This is a genomic window from Lysinibacillus sp. RC46 (assembly GCF_041262385.1).
Lineage (GTDB): Bacteria > Bacillota > Bacilli > Bacillales_A > Planococcaceae > Lysinibacillus.
Window position 1 is genome coordinate 21,694 of the sequence record NZ_JBGCCF010000043.1, and the last position, 19,148, is coordinate 40,841.

At 38.2% G+C, this 19,148-nt stretch carries 18 protein-coding genes and 1 pseudogene; 5 read left to right on the forward strand and 14 right to left on the reverse strand.

Going from position 1 to position 19,148, the window contains the following annotated elements; genetic code table 11:
• Positions 1–29: 29 nt before the first annotated feature.
• Both coxB and cyoE read right to left on the reverse strand, forming a co-directional pair.
• Positions 30–1,118 carry a cytochrome c oxidase subunit II gene (gene coxB / locus ABH966_RS24635; RefSeq protein WP_370083108.1) on the reverse strand — a complete coding sequence of 363 codons (1,089 nt, stop codon included), beginning with the start codon at positions 1,116–1,118 and terminating at the stop codon, positions 30–32.
• A gap of 101 nt (positions 1,119–1,219) precedes the next feature.
• Positions 1,220–2,137, reverse strand: a complete 918-nt coding sequence (cyoE, locus tag ABH966_RS24640; protein WP_370083110.1) for a heme o synthase — start codon at positions 2,135–2,137, stop codon at positions 1,220–1,222.
• A 336-nt stretch (positions 2,138–2,473) separates the two neighbouring features.
• Between cyoE and ABH966_RS24645 the strand changes: the two genes are divergently transcribed.
• Positions 2,474–3,397 (forward strand): COX15/CtaA family protein, encoded by a 924-nt coding sequence (locus ABH966_RS24645; RefSeq protein ID WP_370083112.1) that lies wholly within the window; start codon positions 2,474–2,476, stop codon positions 3,395–3,397.
• A 572-nt stretch (positions 3,398–3,969) separates the two neighbouring features.
• Here ABH966_RS24645 and pyc read toward each other — a convergent pair.
• Genes pyc through ABH966_RS24660 form a run of 3 tightly spaced genes read right to left on the reverse strand, consistent with a single transcriptional unit; the run spans position 3,970 to position 8,943 of the window.
• Positions 3,970–7,404: a pyruvate carboxylase gene (pyc, locus tag ABH966_RS24650; protein WP_370083114.1), complete on the reverse strand. Its 3,435-nt coding sequence runs from the start codon at positions 7,402–7,404 to the stop codon at positions 3,970–3,972.
• 12 nt (positions 7,405–7,416) lie between these two features.
• The gene (locus ABH966_RS24655) at positions 7,417–8,601 is read right to left on the reverse strand and encodes an FtsW/RodA/SpoVE family cell cycle protein (protein WP_370083116.1); all 1,185 of its coding nucleotides are present in this window, start codon (positions 8,599–8,601) and stop codon (positions 7,417–7,419) included.
• A gap of 60 nt (positions 8,602–8,661) precedes the next feature.
• Positions 8,662–8,943: an Fpa/YlaN family protein gene (locus ABH966_RS24660; RefSeq protein WP_049668302.1), complete on the reverse strand. Its 282-nt coding sequence runs from the start codon at positions 8,941–8,943 to the stop codon at positions 8,662–8,664.
• Between the two features lie 182 nt (positions 8,944–9,125).
• Between ABH966_RS24660 and ABH966_RS24665 the strand changes: the two genes are divergently transcribed.
• Together ABH966_RS24665 and ABH966_RS24670 are read left to right on the forward strand one after the other, a co-directional pair.
• Positions 9,126–9,626 (forward strand): molybdopterin-binding protein, encoded by a 501-nt coding sequence (locus tag ABH966_RS24665; RefSeq protein WP_370083118.1) that lies wholly within the window; start codon positions 9,126–9,128, stop codon positions 9,624–9,626.
• 11 nt (positions 9,627–9,637) lie between these two features.
• Positions 9,638–9,841 carry a YlaI family protein gene (locus ABH966_RS24670; protein WP_053483434.1) on the forward strand — a complete coding sequence of 68 codons (204 nt, stop codon included), beginning with the start codon at positions 9,638–9,640 and terminating at the stop codon, positions 9,839–9,841.
• A gap of 712 nt (positions 9,842–10,553) precedes the next feature.
• Here the strand turns inward: ABH966_RS24670 and ABH966_RS24675 are convergent.
• The 5 genes from ABH966_RS24675 to typA form a co-directional block, all read right to left on the reverse strand.
• Positions 10,554–11,348 (reverse strand): ABC transporter permease, encoded by a 795-nt coding sequence (locus tag ABH966_RS24675; protein ID WP_370083120.1) that lies wholly within the window; start codon positions 11,346–11,348, stop codon positions 10,554–10,556.
• Positions 11,341–12,108 carry an ABC transporter ATP-binding protein gene (locus ABH966_RS24680; RefSeq protein WP_370083122.1) on the reverse strand — a complete coding sequence of 256 codons (768 nt, stop codon included), beginning with the start codon at positions 12,106–12,108 and terminating at the stop codon, positions 11,341–11,343. The genes ABH966_RS24675 and ABH966_RS24680 overlap by 8 nt, the downstream gene beginning before the upstream one ends.
• Position 12,109: 1 nt before the next feature.
• Positions 12,110–13,102 carry an ABC transporter substrate-binding protein gene (locus tag ABH966_RS24685; protein WP_370083124.1) on the reverse strand — a complete coding sequence of 331 codons (993 nt, stop codon included), beginning with the start codon at positions 13,100–13,102 and terminating at the stop codon, positions 12,110–12,112.
• Positions 13,103–13,363: 261 nt separating this feature from the next.
• Entirely contained in the window at positions 13,364–13,762 is a 399-nt protein-coding gene (locus ABH966_RS24690; RefSeq protein ID WP_370083126.1) for a YlaH-like family protein, read from the reverse strand.
• Between the two features lie 30 nt (positions 13,763–13,792).
• On the reverse strand, positions 13,793–15,637 hold the full coding sequence (gene typA / locus ABH966_RS24695; protein ID WP_370083128.1) for a translational GTPase TypA: 1,845 nt from the start codon (positions 15,635–15,637) through the stop codon (positions 13,793–13,795).
• A 138-nt stretch (positions 15,638–15,775) separates the two neighbouring features.
• Between typA and ABH966_RS24700 the strand changes: the two genes are divergently transcribed.
• Complete coding sequence (locus tag ABH966_RS24700) at positions 15,776–15,961, forward strand: DUF5325 family protein (RefSeq protein WP_370083130.1); 186 nt, start codon at positions 15,776–15,778, stop codon at positions 15,959–15,961.
• Positions 15,962–16,018: 57 nt separating this feature from the next.
• Here the strand turns inward: ABH966_RS24700 and ABH966_RS24705 are convergent, their stop codons facing one another.
• Together ABH966_RS24705 and ABH966_RS24710 are read right to left on the reverse strand one after the other, a co-directional pair.
• Positions 16,019–16,813: an inositol monophosphatase family protein gene (locus ABH966_RS24705; protein WP_370083132.1), complete on the reverse strand. Its 795-nt coding sequence runs from the start codon at positions 16,811–16,813 to the stop codon at positions 16,019–16,021.
• A gap of 190 nt (positions 16,814–17,003) precedes the next feature.
• Positions 17,004–17,201 carry a hypothetical protein gene (locus ABH966_RS24710; protein WP_370083134.1) on the reverse strand — a complete coding sequence of 66 codons (198 nt, stop codon included), beginning with the start codon at positions 17,199–17,201 and terminating at the stop codon, positions 17,004–17,006.
• A 123-nt stretch (positions 17,202–17,324) separates the two neighbouring features.
• Between ABH966_RS24710 and ABH966_RS24715 the strand changes: the two genes are divergently transcribed.
• The gene (locus ABH966_RS24715; protein ID WP_370083136.1) at positions 17,325–17,951 is read left to right on the forward strand and encodes a YktB family protein; all 627 of its coding nucleotides are present in this window, start codon (positions 17,325–17,327) and stop codon (positions 17,949–17,951) included.
• A gap of 293 nt (positions 17,952–18,244) precedes the next feature.
• Here ABH966_RS24715 and ABH966_RS24720 read toward each other — a convergent pair whose 3' ends face one another.
• Both ABH966_RS24720 and ABH966_RS24725 read right to left on the reverse strand, forming a co-directional pair.
• A complete protein-coding gene (locus ABH966_RS24720; RefSeq protein WP_370083138.1) occupies positions 18,245–18,532 on the reverse strand; it encodes a UPF0223 family protein in 288 nt (95 codons plus the stop codon).
• A 20-nt stretch (positions 18,533–18,552) separates the two neighbouring features.
• Positions 18,553–18,924, reverse strand: a pseudogene (locus ABH966_RS24725) (NAD(P)H-dependent flavin oxidoreductase); the annotation flags it as partial.
• Positions 18,925–19,148: the final 224 nt, after the last annotated feature.

Below are 19,148 nucleotides of genomic sequence, written 5' to 3' on the forward strand. Positions count from 1 at the left end.
CCTCAAAGTTTGTTACATAAAAGTTAAAATTATTTCTCAACAGATAAGCCCATGATATAAGTTGCTAGAGCTTGAATTTCTTCGTCAGTTAAATCGCCATAAACTGGCGCAGTACCTTCTGCGTTCATCATTAAGTTACCTGGCTTGAATTGCTCAGGATTCTTAATCCAAGCTTTTAAGTTTTCTTCATCATGATCTAAGAAACCAGCGACACGGTTACGGTCACCAAATGTAGCTAAGTTAGGACCCGCTGAACCTGAACCGCCTGTACCAGATACAGCATGACAACCCATACAGCTATTAGCAAATGTTGCCTCGCCTAGATCAGCTGAAGTTTTATCAGGCATTTTTTTATCTGTTGTTTTCATTGAAGCTACCCATGCATCGAATGCATCCGGGCTCAATGCTTTAACTTTGAAGTCCATTAATGCGTGTGAAGGACCACATAACTCAGCACATTTACCATAGAACACGCCGTCTTTAAGGTCTTTTGATTCTTTATCGAATTCTAGATAGAACTTGTTTAAGTTATCAACGTTCGTATCCATTTTACCGCCTACAGCAGGAATCCAGAATGAGTGCTTAACATCGGCAGCTTTTAAGTTAAAGTAAACTTTTTGACCTGTTGGTACAACTAATTCTTGTGCAGTTATAATACCTTGGTTAGGGTATTCAAACTCCCACCAATATAAATGTGCAGTTACATTTACAGTAAGTGCTGTTTTGTCACCGTTTTCATCTACTTCTTCCATCGCAGCAACATCTGCAAATTTGTAAGTAGCCGTAACAACTGGTACAGCTAAGATTAATAATAAAATAATTGGAATAACTGTCCAAATTATTTCAAGAGTGTGACTTCCTTCTACTTGCTTAGGAATAACGTTTTCGCCAACTTTTGAACGGCGGAATTTTAAGAATGCAAGTAAATAGATAACGGATACTACCACTACAACTAACGTCATAATTCCAGTAGCTAGCATTAATAGATTGAATTGTTCTTTACCTACTTGACCAGATGGTTTCAGTGCAGAAATATATTCTTCACCACAACCAGAAAGGAAAACCATCATCACTGCTAGTAGTGAAAAAAGACGCCATTTTTTAAGCCCTTTCATCATAGCTTAATTAAACCCCTCTTTCTTTGTTGTATTTTTCATGTGTACCTAGGAAATAAGTTCTGTCTATATGAATTCTTTAGGAAAAGAAAGAATTCCTAAATTTAGCTAAACAACGCAAAAATTATGATAGATACAAATAGTATGGTCATATGATTCAAAGAATAGATAAACATTTTATTTGCCCATTTCATATCATCTTTTGTGGTAAAGCCTTTACAAGCTAGAATCAACCAGCCCAAGTTCAATGCAGTGGCAAGAATTAAGAAGCCAACCCCAAGCTCTGGTAAAAGGAATGGTAATGGTAATAATAAAAGAATCCAGAAAAACATTGAGTACTTTGTACGTTTAAATCCTTTTACTACAGGTAGCATTGGTATATTAGCTGCACGATATTCCTCAGTACGTTTCATAGCAAGTGCATAAAAATGCGGTGGTTGCCATGCAAACATAATAAGAAATAGGGCAAGTGCTCCAGGACCTAATGCAGGTTCAACTGCTGCAAACCCAATAACTGGTGGGATCGCCCCTGAAATACTTCCTACAACCGTGTTACTAACATGCTTCCTCTTTGACCACATTGAGTACAGAACGACATAAGCAAATATCCCTACTAGTCCCCACATGCCGGCAGCAAACGATGCCGCAAATAACAAAATTTCACCTACAATTAAAAATGAGAGGGCAATAGTCAATACAAAATTCGGCTTAAATCTACCCGTTACTGTCGGTCTACCCTTTGTTCTTTTCATGATTGGATCAATATCCTGATCAATAAAGTTATTCATTGCGCCTGAGCCACCTATAATTAATGCCGCACCCAGCATGGTGAACAATATGACATCAAGCTCTTGCAAGAAGTGTCTACTAGAAAATTGAAATGCCAGCCACATCCCTGTAAACGTTGTGACAAGATTCGAGTTAACGATTCCAATTTTTATTAGTGCTAAGAAATCTTTTACAACAGATGTAGATGCTGGTCCATTATTTCTAGTAGCCGTCAGTGCACGACCGTTTGACATGATACCTTCTCCTTTCATTTTTGTAAGCATATTCCGCTACCAATTACTATAGCGAAATTTGCGATTGATTTCTAGACATTAAGTGAAATTTAGATGAAGTTGTAAAAATTAGCTTTGTCTAGAAATATATTAAAAACAACATATCTATAGTAAATCATTTTCTAAAATGAATTGTGAAGGTTAGAGTACGAAATTATGAACAATTTGTGAAATGGAATCGACATCTAATACTCCCTACTCATTACAAGTTGTATTTTAATTGTATTTTCGATATTATCTAGTAGCAGAAACATTACTTTCATGTAATGTCCATAGATAAAGTAGGTGACTCATTTTATGCAACACAACAGGTATATGAAATGGTTTGCTGTTGCCGCTACAGTTGGAATGCTCCTTGTTTTACTAGGTGGGGCACTAGTTACCAAAACAGATAGTGGCTTAGGCTGTGGTCGAAACTGGCCTGATTGCAATGGTTCTCTTATTCCAAAAGAAATTACATCAGCAGTCTTAATTGAATTTTCACATCGTCTTGTAACTGGGGTCGTATCTATTTCAATTCTTGCGTTAACAGTTTGGACATGGCGTAAACTCGGTCATATTCGCGAAGTAAAATTATTAGGTTTCTTAGCGATGTTTTTCTTAATCGCACAAGCTCTTATCGGAGCAGCTCAAGTGTTGTGGGGACAAGGTGATTTCATATTAGCGCTCCACTTTGGGATTTCTCTTATTTCCTTTGCTGCTGTACTCCTTCTTTCTATGATTGTATTTGAAGTCGATCGGAAATTTGATGCCGATAACGTTTTTATTGGAAAAAAATTGCGTTGGCATACGATTGCTGTCACAATTTATTCTTATTTAGTCGTTTATACAGGGGCGCTTGTTCGCCATACAGATTCTAGCTTAATATGTCCTGACTGGCCATTTTGCTATAACGACACACCATTCGCAGCTTTTAATAATATGTATGAATGGGTGCAAATGGGACATCGTCTAGCTGTTCTTATCTTTTTCATTTGGATTGCATACATAACGTGGCACGTTGTAAAAGAATATAAACATCAACGTGTTATTTACTACGGCTGGATTATTGCCTTTACGATAGTAATTTTACAAGTAATTGCTGGTATGCTAGTAGTTCTAACTAAATTGAATTTAACAGTCGCATTACTTCATTCATTATTTATTTCAATTCTATTTGGTCTACTTTGCTATATGGTAATGCTAGTTGCACGTAGCAATTATAATGAAAAAAACAAATAATAGTAGAAAAAGATTCGCCATATTTTCGATGGCGAATCTTTTTCTTTTCAAACGCTTCTGCCTCAATAATATGTCAAAAAATCGACAAGTTTATTATTAAACAATAGTAATATTTATAGGTACATCATCAAAAGTTGGGAATGGCATTTATTAAAACGTGTCATATGAAAATGTTAGTTGCGACAAAATAAAGTTTTGTGTGTGAATCTTTTTTGCTCTCTGGAAGGTGGATGTCGATAAAATTTAAAAGTTGGGTGATAAAACGTGAAAGTTAGTAGATAAAACGTAAAAGTTAGTAGATAAAATTCAAAAGTTGGTCGATAATTCCTGAAAGTGTTCCGATAAAACCAACATCCTGTTGCTGTCGCTTCGCTTTCGCACAGAAAACATTTGTTGCTGTCGCTTCGCTTTCGCACAGAAAACATTTGTTGCTGTCGCTTCGCTTTCGCACAGACTTGTTGCCCCGACGCCCCCGGGAAAGCAATCCTACATTATGCTGATGAATCAATATAGCAAAGAAAAAGGTTATTAGTATGCTATAAAAGCCATCTAATAACCTTCTTTTTTATCAATTATTCAATTTCAATTAACAAATCACCTGTTGAAATGGCGTCGCCCGCACTTGCGTAAACTTCTTTCACGATGCCATCTTTCGGTGCTTGGACGGTCGTTTCCATTTTCATTGCTTCAGTAATCAATAAGTGATCCCCACGTTTTACATGGCTTCCTTTTGATACGACTACCTTTAAGACCGTACCTGGCATCGTTGCACCAATTTGATTTGGATTGCTTGGATCAGCTTTCAATGCCAAGCTACCATCTACTTCGACAGTCATATCTTGAATGACTAGTTCACGGGATTGACCGTTTAGCTCAAAGTAAATAACACGCGTACCATCGTGCTGTGGTTCACCAATGGAAACAAGTTTTATAATCAGTGTTTTTCCTTTTTCGATCTCGACTTCGATTTCTTCGCCTAGTTTTAACCCATATAGGAATGTTGGCGTATCTAATACCGAAATATTACCGAAGGAGTTCACTGTTTTGGCATACTCTTCAAACACTTTTGGATACAAAGCAAACGCTAGCACATCCTGTTTCGTCACGGCACGATTTAATTTTTCCTCGAGTACCGCCTCTAGTTGCTCAAAATTCACAGGCCCTAATAGCTCGCCAGGACGTACAGTAATTGCTTCACGATCCTTTAACACAACCTTTTGCAGTGCCTCTGGGAAGCCGCCATGCGGTTGTCCTAAATACCCCTGGAAGAACTCAATCACAGAATCTGGGAAGTCGATAGTTTGCCCTCTTGTCAGTACAGAATTTTCATCTAAATCATTTTGTACCATAAATAACGCCATATCACCGACAACTTTCGATGATGGGGTTACTTTGACAATATCGCCAAATAGAAGGTTTACACGGGAATACATGTGCTTCACTTCTTCCCATCTGTCCCCAAGGCCCACTGCTTTGGCCTGCTGCTGCAAGTTACTGTATTGGCCTCCTGGCATTTCGTGGACATAAATTTCTGAATGCGGGCTAATCATGCCGCTTTCAAAATCCTTATAATATTTACGCACATCTTCCCAGTAGTACGATAACTTTTCAAGCGCATCAATATCGGCACGAACCCCACGCTTACTGCCCTTCATTGCATAGTACAAGGAATTTGCACTTGGCTGGGACGTTAAACCTGCCATCGAACCGAGCGCCGTATCAATGATGTCCACTCCCGCCTCGATCGCTTTGGCATATAAATAAATACCATTGCCACTTGTATCATGCGTATGCAGATGGATTGGTAGGCTTGTCGTCTCTTTCAACTCGGAAATTAAACGATATGCTGCTTCTGGTTTCAATAATCCAGCCATATCTTTTATCGCTAAAATATGGGCACCTGCTGCTTCCAGCTCTTTTGCCATTTCCTTGTAGTATTGAACTGAATATTTCGATCTTGTTTCATCAAAAATATCTCCTGTGTAACAGATCGCAGCTTCAGCAATTTTACCTGATTGACGTGCAGCATCAATGGCTACTTCCATTCCTTTAATCCAGTTCAAGCTATCGAAAATACGGAAAACATCAATGCCTGATGCCGCTGATTCAGCGATAAATTCACGAATTAAATTGTCTGGATAGTTTGTGTAACCAACTGCATTCGCACCACGTAATAACATTTGGAATAGCACATTCGGTACTTGTTCGCGCAACTTGGCAAGGCGCTCCCATGGGTCTTCTTTTAAGAAACGGTAAGCCACATCAAACGTCGCGCCTCCCCACATTTCGAGTGAGAAGAAATCATGCATCATACGCGCTGTTGCATCTGCAATTTCGAACATATCCTGTGAACGTACACGTGTCGCAAGAAGTGATTGGTGCGCATCTCGGAAAGTTGTATCCGTTAATAGCACGTCCTCTTGCTCTAGAATCCATTTCACAAGCCCGTCTGCTCCTTGGGCATCTAAAATTTGCTTCGTCCCCGCTGGAGGAACGATTAGTTTATCGACTCTCGGAATGCTCGGCTGTATAAAAATTGGTTTCGCTTTCTGCTCTACTCCAGGGAAGCCATTTAGCGTCACATTACCAATATAGCTTAAGAGCTTTGTCCCACGGTCCTTGCGCTCAGGGAAAATGAATAGCTCAGGTGTTGTATCGATAAAGCTTGTATCAAATGCACCTGTTAAAAATTTCTCGTGCGTCACGACATTATTTAAGAATGGGATATTCGTTTTCACCCCACGAATACGGAACTCTTTTAAATTTCGATCCATTTTTGCTGCAGCTTCTTTAAACGTCATCCCTGTCGTTGAAATTTTCACCAGCAATGAATCATAGAACGGTGTTACTACAGCCCCTTGGAAGCCATTTCCGGCATCTAATCGAACGCCGAAGCCACCGCTTGAACGATACACCATAAGCTTCCCTGTATCTGGCATAAAGTCATTAGCAGGGTCTTCCGTTGTAACACGTGCTTGAATAGCATAGCCAATCATTGGAACATCTGCCTGTTGTGGAATGTGGATTTCCTCACTATGCAGTCCGTAGCCTGCTGCTACTTTAATTTGGGCATGCACAATATCAACACCCGTAATCATTTCAGTAATCGTATGCTCTACTTGAATACGAGGGTTGACTTCGATGAAATAAAAATCCTCGCCTGCGACTAAAAACTCTACTGTCCCTGCATTTATGTATGAGACATTTTTCATTAATTGAACCGCTGCATCACAAATTCGGTTTCTTAAATCTTCCGAAATTGAATTAGATGGTGCAATTTCAACAACCTTTTGATGACGACGTTGAATCGAGCAATCACGTTCATATAAATGAATGATATTACCTTGTTGGTCGCCAATAATTTGGACTTCAATATGCTTTGGCTTAATAATAGCCTTTTCTACATATACCTCATCAGAGCCAAATGCTGCCTTCGCCTCTGATTTTGCACGTTCATAGGAGGAAGCTAGCTCCTCTTCTGTATGAACAAGACGCATTCCACGACCACCGCCGCCTAATGCTGCCTTAATCATAATTGGATAGTCATATGCGCTAGCAAAAGCCTTTACCTCTGCTAAATTATCTACTGGACCATCTGTTCCAGGAATAACAGGAATGCCTGCCGCAATTGCTTGTTCACGCGCCTTCACCTTATCTCCAAACATATTTAAATGCTGAGAAGTCGGCCCAATGAAGACAATCCCCTCTTCTTCACATCGACGTGCAAATTCTACGTTTTCCGATAAAAAACCATAACCCGGATGAATCGCATCAACATTAGCATCTTTGGCAATCGAAATAATGCCCTCGATGTCCAAATAAGCATCAATTGGTTTCTTGCCAGCTCCTACTAAATAGGCCTCATCTGCTTTAAAGCGATGGAAAGCCCCACTGTCCTCCCGCGAATAAATGGCTACTGTTTGGATATTCAACTCCGTACATGCACGGAAAATACGAATTGCAATTTCTCCTCGATTGGCTACGAGAATTTTTTTGATTGACTCCATTGATATCCCCCTTTATGATTGTGTCTTTCTCCTTTCTACCTTTTCAAACATAGAAACATTGATTAATATTCCCATTGCTAAAGATAGAATAATTATAGATGTCCCGCCATAGCTAATAAAAGGTAGCGTTACACCGGTTAACGGGATTAACCCAGTTAGACCCCCAAGATTGATAAACGTTTGCCAGCCAATCCAGCTCGCAATACCAGCCGTAATCATACGTGCTAGTGGATCTTTCGTGCGCAACGCAATCGAAAATCCTTTATATACAATAAATCCTATACCACCTAAAACGATAAGAACGCCCCAAATTCCTAGTTCCTCCATAATAATCGCCATAATAAAATCGGTTTGTGGTTCAGGTAAATACCCCAATTTTTGAATCGATTGACCGAGACCTCTTCCCTCTAGACCGCCTCCGCCAATGGCATAATAACTATTGACAACTTGGTGACCACTACCACTCTCATACTCAAACGGGTTTATGAAAGAATGAAGACGTCCCATACGGTTTGGCGTTAACATATTTCCTTTAAACAGCATTAGTATACCAAAGATGACTCCTCCAAACGCACCCAATACCCCAAAAAACTTCCAAAACGTTTTAAATGGAATGCCACTCGCTGCTACAACAGAAACAGCAATTCCACATAAAATAATACTTGCTCCCAAGTCGGTTTCAAACGCTACACCAGCAACAACCATAATCCAGATAAATATTGGATAAAATATTTCTGTTGGTTGTAGCTTTTCAAGTGTATATTTTTGTCCCTTCCGATAAAAAGCAGCAGCAAAATATAAAATTATAAATAGCTTCGCATATTCAGAAGGCTGAAAGTTCCCAAAACCAGGGACATGAATCCAACTTTTAGACCCTATTCCTACTTCATCACCATTACCAGCAATTTTTACCCAAGTAAATAGTACAACTAATACAGCGGTAAGTATCAACATAACTTTTTTATTCGCATAATGCTTATACGGGAAAAATGCCGCTACTAAAAATCCAAGAAAAGCTACAGATAAATTGATTACTTGCTTGTGGTAATAATAATCTGGCGCCTTTTCTTTTATTGCAATCGCTACCATCATACTTGAACTATAAATCATTACTAATCCAAATAAGCATAAAAATAGGACAGTAAAAAATAATGGGTAATCAAAATTTTGTGCATAACGTTTTAAATATTGTTTCATCGGAAAACCTCATTCTAGAAAAAAAACTCAAATCGCAAATTGCGTTTGAGTTTTTTCTTTTTATTTGTCTGTATACGCGTCATGTAGTACAGAAAGCTCTTTCTCGAGTGAATCGAGAATTTCTTTGCCTTTTTCGCGATCAACGAGTCCAAGCTTCACAGCAAAGTCAATTTCACGTGAAAGGCCGAACATTTGTGTATCTAATACTTCTTCATATAAAGGGCATTGTGGCATTGTTAAATGATCCATTTGTACTCGAATGAGGCGAGCAATTTTGTCTGCATCAGCAACTAAAAGCTCCAAAGCCTTCTCCTGAAAAGAAGTTTGTGATTTAGTATCCATGAGGACGCCCCCATTATCTGATATTTCTTCGATTCTATCTTAATAAAGTTTATCTTTTAGTCGTTAAAAATGCAAGTGTCTACATTGGAAAATAGAGAAATCGAATTATATTTCTTTATTATCTCTAGTCATTAGCGTTATACTATTTCATGGATATACAAGATTTGAGGAGGATTTCTATAATGGAAACAATAATTCCTATCAAGGGCGCAGTTACATTCCAACTAACATTAGATCCCACTGTTTGGATTTTCGATGATCGTAAATTAGATTTAAAAACGTACTTCGATACAAAAGAAGTTGAGGAAGATTCGGATATTAAATATATGCGTGAGGTAGGTGCTCACTGGTCGCGTGAGATTATGGAAGGAGCTACTTTCCCACCAACATTGAAATCAGAACGAAAATTTGACCGCAAAGGGATGGAAACAGGTACTTTCGGGATTGAATTAAGTCACTTCTTGAAAAATGCTGAGATTAAACCTGAAGCAACAACAATCGTCATTGAATGTGAAGATGGCAAAGAATATTCATTTACAATTGAAGAAGCTTACACATTAATTTTAAAATATAGCCAAGATGGCAAGCCATTAATGGAAGATGGCCCTGTTCATGTGCTATTTAGAGACGGTTCAAATGTAGACAACCCTATCAAAAATATAGTAGCAATTCGTGCTGAGTAGGAGGGAATGCAATGCGCGTAAAATGCGTTATTTGCGATACAATTAACAATTTAGATGATAATTTACCGTTAGCAAAAAAATTACGCAATCGACCAATTCATACGTATATGTGTGGCACATGCCATGATCGTATTGAAGAAAATACCGTTGCACGCATTGAAACAGGAAATTTCCGTTTTTATCGTACTTCACCACAAATGGATAAAGAATTTTAACAGCAATTGAAGGAGGTGTCTCATTATTTGAGACACCTCCTTTATAGTGTTGAAAAATAAAATGGTCAAGGACATTTTTGTGAATGTTGCGGTGCTTTAGATAAAGGTGATTTCAGGCTCTCTAATCGAATGGAAAGACTTATAACAGTGATACGATCGTAACCCTGGGCCGCTGACACTTCATTTCATTGAAGAAAACATTTGTTGCTGACGCTTCGCTTTCGCACAGAAAACATTTGTTGCTGACGCTTCGCTTTCGCACAGAAAAAATTTGCTGCTGAAATTTTGGTTTATCACTATAAATTAGAGCAACATGCCAGAAGATACGCGCTATGTGAAGTGGTTGATTGGAGTGGAGGCTGGGTGACTCCTAGGGGATTAGCAAAAGAGGAACGAAGGCTAAAAGCATCACGTCCTGTGATAACGCCCTCGTGACCAACATCGTGCTGTTGCTGTCGCTTCGTTAGCACTACGCTTTCGCGCAAAAGACATCTGTTGGCCCGAGACCCTGCAGCGAAGCGAAGCGGCTCATCGGACGCCCCTAGGAAGCTTTGCTCTGCGCGAAAGCACCCTGTCGGAACGGAAATCAACCCCCGCACTTTGCCGAAGAGCCATACTTTATATAATGGGAAACCTTAATTTCATCAATATAAGAGTTTTTCAACAACTGAAGGAAGTGTCTCATTATTTTTGAGACACCTTCCTTCGTCGTCTAATCATTATTTTTTACAATCGCCTTCTCAATTAACTCGACAACCTGATACATAATCGTAGCAAAGAAAGCAATGATGAGAAGTGACATAAGCACAAGATTAAAATTAAACACCTGGAAGCCATAAATAATTAAATAACCTAGCCCTTTGGAAGCAACTAAAAACTCACCTACAATGACACCTACCCAAGAAAGTCCTACATTTACTTTCAAAGTAGAAATAATCGTTGGGAACGAAGCAGGTAAAATAACTGCCCTAAATATTTGCCATCTAGTTGCCCCAAAAGTTTGTAATACTTTGCTGTAGTTTGGATCTACCCCTTTAAAAGCTGTATAAACTACGATGGTTGTAATAATGATTGAAATCAACGCACCCATCGCTATAATTGAAAAATACCCCGGACCAAGAGCGACTATTAAAATTGGCCCTAAGGCAACTTTCGGCATGGCGTTTAAAATTACTAAATATGGATCCAGCACCTTTGATAGCATCGGTGACCACCACAATACGATTGCTATTAAAGTACCTATTAATGTACCAGCAATAAAGCCAATGATTGTTTCCATTAACGTTACACCAACGTGCAGTGTTAACGTACCATCACTCACTTTTTCTACTAATGTGTGCCATACCTGCGTTGGTGAACTAAAAATTAAACGGTCAATCCATCCAAATCTTGAAAGAAGCTCCCACCCACAAAAAAATACGAGTAAGATAATAAGCTGATATAATCGAACATAGCGCTTTTCTTTTTTTAGCATTTGCAGATACTGTTTAAATAAAGCATTATCCAAGACTCTCCAGCTCCTTCCAAATAGTTTGGAATATATCTGAATATGCTGGATGCTGTCGAACATCAAAAGGTGAAAGCTCTTGTAACTCCGAAGGTATTTCAAAAACTCTATGCAATGTACCCGGATTTGCCGAGAATAGAAATACCCGTTCACTCATCGCAATGGCTTCACCAATATCATGTGTTACAAGAACTGCAGTTTTTTGATAGGCCTTTAACGTTTCAACAACCAAATCCTCCAGTTTTAATTTAGACTGATAATCAAGTGCCGAAAACGGTTCATCTAGCAATAAAATTTTAGGGTCCACCGCTAAAGTTCTTGCCAGTGCTACTCGTTGACGCATGCCACCTGATAACTCTCTCGGATAGTTATTCCCTACGTGCGGTAAACCAATTTCTCGCAAAAGTGCATTTGCAGTTACTTTATGCGTTTTAGTGCTTCGCTCCATGATTTTCAAACCAATCGTGACATTTTCCTCGATAGTTTTCCAAGGAAATAAATAATCTTGCTGAAGCATGTAACCAATGAGAGACTGATTGTGTGATGAAATTTCCTCACCATCAATGTATACCTTACCTTCTGTAGACGCAAATAAGCCCGCAATAATTGATAATAGCGTCGTTTTCCCACATCCGCTAGGCCCTATAAAAGAAACAAACTCACCTTCACGAATATCTAAATTTATATCACGTAAAACTTCCTTAGCCTGCGTTTTTGAAAAATAGCTATGGTGAATATTTTCTACTTTTAAAATTTCCATATTACTCAGCTGCCTTTTTAGCAAAGGTTGTATTCACAAGCTTTTCATAATCCACCCGTTGAGGAAGTTCACCTGCTTCCTCCATGATCTTTTGCAAGTTATCCCATTCCCCCTTATCCAAAATAGGATCTGTAGCATAGGAACCTTGTGATTTATAACGCTCAACCACTGTTTCAATTAATCCAACATCGACATTTTCAAAGTATGGTTGAATAATTTTCGCTATTTCGGCCGGACTCGCTTTTTGTACAAAATCCTGTGCTCGTTTCAATGCATTTGTAAAGCCTTGAACTGTCTTCGCATTGTCTTTTAAATAGCTGCTTTTCGCCATAAATGATGTATAAGGTAATTGCCCAGATTCAGTACCAAATGAAGCGACAATATAGCCTTTACCTTCTTTCTCAAAGATACTAGCTTGTGGTTCAAATAACTGTACATAGTCCCCTGTTCCAGAAGCAAAGGCTGTAGAAACATTAGCAAAATCAATGTTTTGAATGAGCTTTAAATCATTCGCAGGGTCAATGCCATGTTTTCTCAGGACAAACTCACCAGCCATTTGTGGCATTCCACCTTTACGTTGTCCTAAAAATGTAGAGCCTTTTAATTGATCCCATGAAAAATTATCCATCTTTTTACGCGCCACTAAAAATGTGCCATCAGTTTGAGTTAACTGCGCAAAATTTTGAATCGGGTCATTGGCGCCTTGGAGCGTTACATAAATAGAAGTTTCCGATCCAACTAAGGCGATATCAATGCCATTAGAAAGTAACGCCGTCATTGTCTTATCGCCACCTGCAATTGTTTGTAGCTCAACGGAAAGCCCTTCATCCTTGAAGTACCCTTTTTCAAGTGCTACATACTGCGGCGCATAGAAAATCGAGCGCGTCACTTCCCCAACTTTGACTTTTTCAAGCTCTGTTTTATTGCACGCCGTCAAAGAAAGGAATAATAAAGCAATAACACTAAATAGTAAACCTTTTTTAAGCCACCGCATTCCATTTCCTCCTTGATTGATGAAATAAGCCTATCGACATTAACTTATTCACACTAGAAGATTTCGGTGCCAATCAATTTAGGTTTGAGAGACACAATCGATTGAAAATGGGTTCCGTAGCCAATCGTTTATATGTAGATGGCTAAAAACGATAAAATTTTTTACTATACCAAATAAAACAGCCTTAGCAAATTAATGCTAAGGCTGTTTTATTACTTAAAAACTCAATACAAGTTTCACGGTATAGGAGCCAAGCTACCCTCATCGATTTGCAGCTTGTTGCTCTTCTCTTTTTTCACGCCACATACGTGTTTTATATACAATCAAAATTAACGCCGCTACGATGAGACCCTCAATCATAGGTAGGAACAACGCGAAAAATGTCAACATAATACATCCTAGGAACAGGAATACATAAATGGCAATATTTTGAGATAGCTTTAACTTCTTTGCAAAGCCTAATTTATAGACAATAGCAGAAAGTACAAATACAAGAAGAAATACAACGTAGCCTGCAATGTCATAGCTCGGTAAATTTTCATATAAAAATCTTGTTATACCAGCCATTCTCTCATAAACCTTTGTTGTTTCCTCTGCATTTGTTGATGCAGCAACTTGAATAACATTTAGTTCACCCAATAAAGCGGACTTTATATCCAAGACTCCTCTTCCTTTCATGTCAGCGGAAAATTATTGTTCTGCGTTACGTAATTTTTTCGCTGCTTTCTCACGTTCGTTTTTATCTAGAATTTGTTTACGAAGGCGAATAGATTCTGGTGTGATTTCTAAGTACTCGTCATCACCTAAGTATTCAAGCGCTTCTTCTAGTGATAGAATACGTGGCTTTTTAATAACATTCGTTTGGTCTTTGTTTGCTGAACGGATGTTTGTTTTTTGTTTCATTTTTGTGATGTTTACAGTGATATCAGCGTCACGAGTATTTTCTCCAACGATCATACCTTCGTAAATATCTGTACCTGGCTCCAAGAACAGTGTACCACGGTCTTCAATTTGCATCATACCATAAGTTGTTGATTTACCAGTTTCCATTGAAACTAGTACACCTTGGTGACGGCCACCAATTCTTCCTGGTAATAATGGCTGATAGCAATCGAACGTATGGTTGATAATACCGAAACCTTTTGTCATCGACATGAATTCAGTTGTATAACCGATTAATCCACGAGCTGGTACTAAGAACGTTAAACGAACTTGACCACTGCCGTTGTTCACCATATCAAGCATTTCACCTTTACGTGTACCAATTGATTCAATAATTGAACCAACATTTTCTTCAGGCACATCGATTTGAACGCGTTCGAAAGGTTCACATTTCACGCCGTCGATTTCACGCACGATTACTTGTGGTTTTGACACTTGTAATTCGAAGCCTTCACGACGCATGTTTTCGATAAGGATAGATAAGTGAAGCTCTCCACGACCTGAAACTGTCCAAGCATCTGGAGAATCAGTATCTTCAACACGTAAAGATACGTCTGTTTGTAATTGAGCACGTAAACGCTCTTCTACTTTACGAGAAGTAACCCATTTCCCTTCACGACCTGCGAATGGAGAATTGTTTACTAAGAAAGTCATTTGTAAAGTTGGCTCATCAATACGTAATGGCGTTAGCGCTTCTGGGTGCTCAACAGGGCAAACTGTTTCACCAACGTTGATGTCTTCCATACCTGAAACGGCGATTAAGTCACCAGCTTTTGCTGTCTCAACTTCTTCACGTTTTAAGCCGAAGAAACCAAAGATTTTCGTTACACGGAAGTTTTTCACTGTTCCGTCTAACTTCATAAGAGATACTTGTTGACCTACAGAAATTGTTCCGCGGAATACGCGACCAATACCGATACGTCCAACGAAGTCATTATAGTCAAGTAAAGCTACTTGGAATTGTAATGGCTCTTCTGAGTTATCAATTGGTGCTGGAATAGCTTCGATAATTTTCTTAAATAGACATTTCATATCCGCTTCTTGCTTAGATGGATCAGCGTCTAAAGAAGCTGTACCATTTACACCTGAAGCATAGACAACAGGGAACTCTAATTGATCTTCATCTGCACCTAGTTCAATGAATAATTCAAGTACTTCATCTACTACTTCTAGTGGACGAGCTGAATCTTTGTCTACTTTATTAACAACAACGATTGGTGTTAAACGTTGTTCTAATGCTTTTTTCAACACAAAACGTGTTTGTGGCATACAACCCTCATACGCATCGACAACTAGTACAACGCCATCTACCATTTTTAAAATTCGTTCTACCTCACCACCGAAGTCAGCGTGTCCAGGCGTATCAAGGATGTTGATACGAGTTCCTTCATAGTTTACTGCTGTATTTTTAGCTAAAATCGTAATACCACGTTCGCGTTCAATATCGTTAGAGTCCATTGCACGTTCTTCAACACGTTCGTTTGAACGGAATGTACCTGATTGTTTTAGTAATTGGTCGACTAAAGTAGTTTTACCATGGTCAACGTGGGCGATTATTGCGATATTGCGAAGATCTTGACGTAAGTTTGTCATTATTCCACTCCATATTCTTTTTTCGAATGTTTAACTGTGATATTATAGCACAAGAAGGATAGAAATGTCCTTATTAGAATTTTCCTCATTCTAAAAAATATATTTTATTTACAAATTTTTAATATAGGAGGCTCGGCTATGAATCGTGCAAAATTCGTAATGGCCATTTACGCATTAGCAGCTGTTTTAGCAATGTGTTCTATCGGATATTCAGTGGCAATTGACAGTGTATTAGGTATAATAGCAGGCATTGTTGCTACTTGTGTCATTTTCATGACAGCCTTTAAAATGAAACGTAAACTACGTGAGCAAGGTTTACTTTAATAAGAGTTGATTGCTAATGTAAGAAGGAGCCTGTCTAAAAAATAGACAGCTCCTTTTTTATTCATAAGGCACAATATATTTTTCTAATAACTCTTTGTGTATAGAAGGATTGGCAATAATAAACGTATCCTGATGCAAGAAATCAAAGCCCTCTCCGTGTAAATTAGTGGTAATAGCACCAACTTCCTTGGCGATAATCGTACCTCCAGCTATATCCCACGGCGATAGTCGCATTGATACATAAGCATCTAATTTACCACTGACAACAAACGCTATTTCCATTGCGGCTGAACCATATGACCGCGTTCCACGTATTTTCCGAACCATTTCAATTACTTTTTCATTGTGAATATGTCGATTTGGTGCTACCCAGTGTGCGTTTATACCAATGACCGATTCTTCTATTTTGACTGACTGCAATTTACGTAATGGTGAGTCATTGTACCATGCCCCTTCACCTGCAATAGCATAAAATAAATCTTCACGCATTACATCAAATATGTAACCAAGCTTGCCTACCCCATTAACAAAAATACCGATAGAAATCATAAAATGACGATGTTGTTTCACAAAATTCATCGTGCCATCGATTGGATCAATAATCCATACAACACCATCTAACGACTCAACTTTCTCTCCCATACCCTCTTCCCCTAAAATTTTGTGGGTTGGATCGAAACCTCGTATTTTTTCGATAAAAAATAATTCTGTTTCACGGTCAATATTTGTGACAAGGTCGTTTGCACTTGATTTTGTCTCGATAACTAGATTGTACGAAAAGGCCTCTCGAATACGGCTACCCGCTTCATATATAATACTTTTCGCAAATTGATCAATTTGTTGTAAATCCATAAAAACCCACCCTTCGATTATAAGAAAAGGTCCTATGCTTTTAGCCTACTTAATAAGCAGCACATAATTCTTCCCTGAAAATATAACTTTCCATTATGATATACTGTCTATTTTACCCTTTATAGCAATAAAAATCACCTGCTGTCGGAATATTCAGCAAGTGATTTTTCAAATCGGAATATTATTTTTATTACGCATAGGCGTGCAAGCTTTCAAGTTCCAGCTGAATTTCACCAAGACGTTTTTTACTTTTTTCAATTTCAATTTCATTTTTTTCATTCATTGCCGAGAATAGCGAGGCTAATTCATAATCTAATTCTAATTGCAAAATGTGTTCATATTGCTTTTCAATGTCGACTTTACGTATAATTTTTACGATTGGTTTCATAAAAATCACTTCCTTTTTTTATTTTTTCACAAAACTTGTCACATTCGATAAAATGCTTGTTATAAGATTTTTTCCCATTTTCCTTATAAAATAAACCTTATAAATCGAAAGGAGTTAATAAAAATGCCGAAAATAAAGTGGACTAACAAAGACTTCAATGTTTTTCAAATAGACGGTTTAGAACAGAGAATGGATGCTTTAAATGTATGTGTACGTCCAAAATTCCAATTGCTTGGAGAGGATTTTTCTTCCTTCTTTTCGAGTCATCTCGGAGAAGAATTTTATCCTCATGTTGCGAAGCATGCGCGTAGAACAGTAAATCCCCCAAACGACAGCTGGGTTGCTTTCGCTCCGTACAAAAGAGGTTATAAATCATTACCTCACTTTCAGATTGGACTTTGGAGCACACATTTATTCATCGTCTTAGCTATTATTTATGAAGCTCCACAAAAAAATGTGATGGCAGAACGTTTAATTGCCAACAGAGCAATGCTGCAGCAGCTTCCTGAGGATTTCATTGTCTCTGGGGACCACATGTCTCCAGCAGCCATTTCCATGCAAGATGCAAAGGAAGACAAGCTAGATGAATTACTTATCCGTTTACGTGATGTTAAAAAAGGCGAGTTTTTAGTAGGTCGCCATATTCCAAAAGATCAAGCTGTCAAGCTGTCAGCTAGCCAACTTCATCAATTAACGGAAGAAACCTTTAGCCATTTACTCCCTATTTATAACATCATTGTTGGAAAATAAAGTTTGACGGATTGTGCTTCAAGCTTTGTGACATAATAACTAAAACAATTTTAATGATATTTATATATTGTGGAAAATTTTCGTTATTATTCCTAGCTATTGAAAATTTATTTGAGGAATATTCTTATGGATGAGGGTTTGAGGAAATTATTTATTTTTTCTCTTCTTTTCAAAAAATTGGGATGTTTTATATTGTTTATGTAGTATATGAAATACGCTTATTTTTAACACAGGGATAGTGTAAAGCTAGCAGATAAAAAATGTGGACGTGAGTATTTCTCACGTCCACATTTTTATCGACGTTGCTTCGGGGCAACTTTAATAATCGTGCCATCAGTTCCTTCTTTTGCTTGTTTCACAACAGGGTAACTGACATAGCCACTTGCTTCTTCAAACTCACGGAAAATTGTTTTTTCCTCGGACTGTGAAGGAACAATTTCTTTAAAACGACGATATTTCGTCATCATTACTTCACGCTTAATGCCTTTTTCATAAGCTTGTTCAATTCCTTCAAAAAATTGGACAACATCAACAATTTCCTCAGTTGACCAATCAGTTGAAAATGGATAAGAGTATTCCATTGGACATAACCACCTTTATCTTACTGACACCATTTTACCCGGATACTTTCTGCTTCTGCAAGCATTCGAGTGATTAGCTCCTCGACTGTTGGAATATCGTGGATCATTCCTGTAACTTGTCCAGCCCAGCCAATTCCTTCATCTTTTTCGCCATCATAAATAAAACGTTTATTTGCTTTCCCGCTAATATAATCTTTTAATGCCTCATACGTAGGTGTAGTACGCTCAATTTCTAATATCTTTTCCGTAAATTCACTGCTCAACGCTCTTGCCGGTGCGCCTATAGAGCGTTTTATAACAGTCGTATCTGCCTCGGTGCTTCCGATTAAGGCTTCTTTATAAGCCTCAGAGGCATCAACACATTCCTTTGTCGCTATAAAACGAGTGCCGATACGAAAAACATATACATTTCTTAAAAAATGTAGACATCTCTACTGTGACACAACTTATATCTTCCGACTTTCGTATTTTGTGTCTTCCTTATTCTCTGAGTCTGGTTTCGCCAAAGCTACTGCCATTTAGTATGACTCTCCAAAGGCTTAAATTCCGCAGTATCGTTGCGTACACATCTAAGGTTAAGTGTCAGTTAAATTCCTTAGATTGAGTAATTTGCTAA